A 1,407-nucleotide genomic window follows, 5' to 3' on the forward strand; every position below is an offset into this window, starting at 1 on the left:
AGTCGCGTCCCGGATAGTGGTGTAGCGCTGGGGCCGTGGTCGTCGTAGACGACGACGCGGTCACCGCGTGATCCTTCGAGTGAACCTCTCACAGCACCCTCGAACGGAGCATCACGATGACCGCACCTCGCATTGTCGACCCTGCCGCCGTCCTGGGCCAGGCCCTGACCGACGCCTCGCCGGACCTCATGCGTCACCTGCTCTCCACGGTGATCAACAGCTTGCTGTCGGCGGAGGCCGACGCGGTCTGCGGCGCCGAGTGGGGCCAGCCCTCGGCCGATCGGGTCAACCGACGCAACGGTTACCGGCACCGGGACCTGGACACCCGGGTCGGCACGATCGACGTCGCCGTCCCCAAGCTGCGCACCGGGTCCTACTTCCCCGAGTGGCTGCTGGAGCGGCGCAAGCGCGCCGAGGCCGCCCTGATCAGCGTCGTGGCGACCTGCTACCTGCTCGGGGTGAGCACCCGGCGGATGGACAAGCTCGTGCAGTCCCTGGGGATCACCTCGCTGTCCAAGTCGCAGGTCTCGCGGATGGCCGAAGACCTCGACGCCCAGGTCGAGGCGTTCCGCACCCGCTCCCTGGCCGAGGCCGGCCCGTTCACGTTCCTCGCCGCGGACGCCTTGATGATGAAGGTCCGGGAGGGCGGACGCGTGGTCAACGCCGCCGTGCTGGTGGCGACCGGCGTCAACGGTGACGGGCACCGGGAGATCCTCGGGCTGCGCCTGGCCACAGCCGAGACCAAGGAGGCGTGGAACGCGTTCTTCGCCGACCTCGTCGCCCGCGGCCTATCAGGGGTGCGCCTGGTGACCTCCGACGCCCACGCCGGCCTGGTCGAAGCGATCGCGGCGAACCTGCCCGGCGCGACCTGGCAGCGGTGCCGCACCCACTACGCCGCGAACCTCATGGCCGTGACCCCGAAGAGCTCCTGGCCGGCGGTCAAGGCCATGCTGCACAGCGTCTACGACCAGCCCGACGCGGCCTCCGTCCACGCCCAGTTCGACAAGCTCCTCGACAGCGTCGGTGACCAGCTGCCGGCGGTCGCCGAGCACCTGGACGACGCCCGCGCGGACCTGCTCGCGTTCACCCACTTCCCCAAGGCCGCCTGGCGACAGATCTGGTCCAACAACCCGAACGAGCGGCTCAACCGGGAGATCCGCCGCCGCACCGACGTCGTCGGGATCTTCCCCGACCGCGACTCCGTCATCCGCCTCGTCGGAGCCGTCCTGGCCGAGCAGCACGACGAATGGGCCGAAGGACGCCGCTACCTCGCCCTCGAGGTCCTGCACCGCTCCCGCCTGGACCTCATCACCACCGAGACCAAGGAGACCGACCAGCCCCTCGCCCTGACCGCCTGAACCCCGAAGGATCACGCCGAAGCGCTACACCACTTCCAGGGACTTGACC

The 1,407-nt window shown here is 70.0% G+C and carries 1 protein-coding gene; it reads left to right on the forward strand.

The window, feature by feature from the left end:
* The first annotated feature begins 116 nt into the window (after window positions 1-116).
* Complete coding sequence (locus tag N866_RS18815; RefSeq protein WP_034229682.1) at window positions 117-1,358, forward strand: IS256 family transposase; 1,242 nt, start codon at window positions 117-119, stop codon at window positions 1,356-1,358.
* Window positions 1,359-1,407 lie beyond the last annotated feature (49 nt).

It is taken from the genome of Actinotalea ferrariae CF5-4 (assembly GCF_000603945.1).
GTDB classification, from domain to species: Bacteria; Actinomycetota; Actinomycetes; order Actinomycetales; family Cellulomonadaceae; genus Actinotalea; species Actinotalea ferrariae.

Coding starts and splice junctions, on each gene's coding strand:
- N866_RS18815 (WP_034229682.1), top strand. CDS start 117: ATGACCGCACCTCGCATTGTCGACCCTGCCGCCGTCCTGGGCCAGGCC.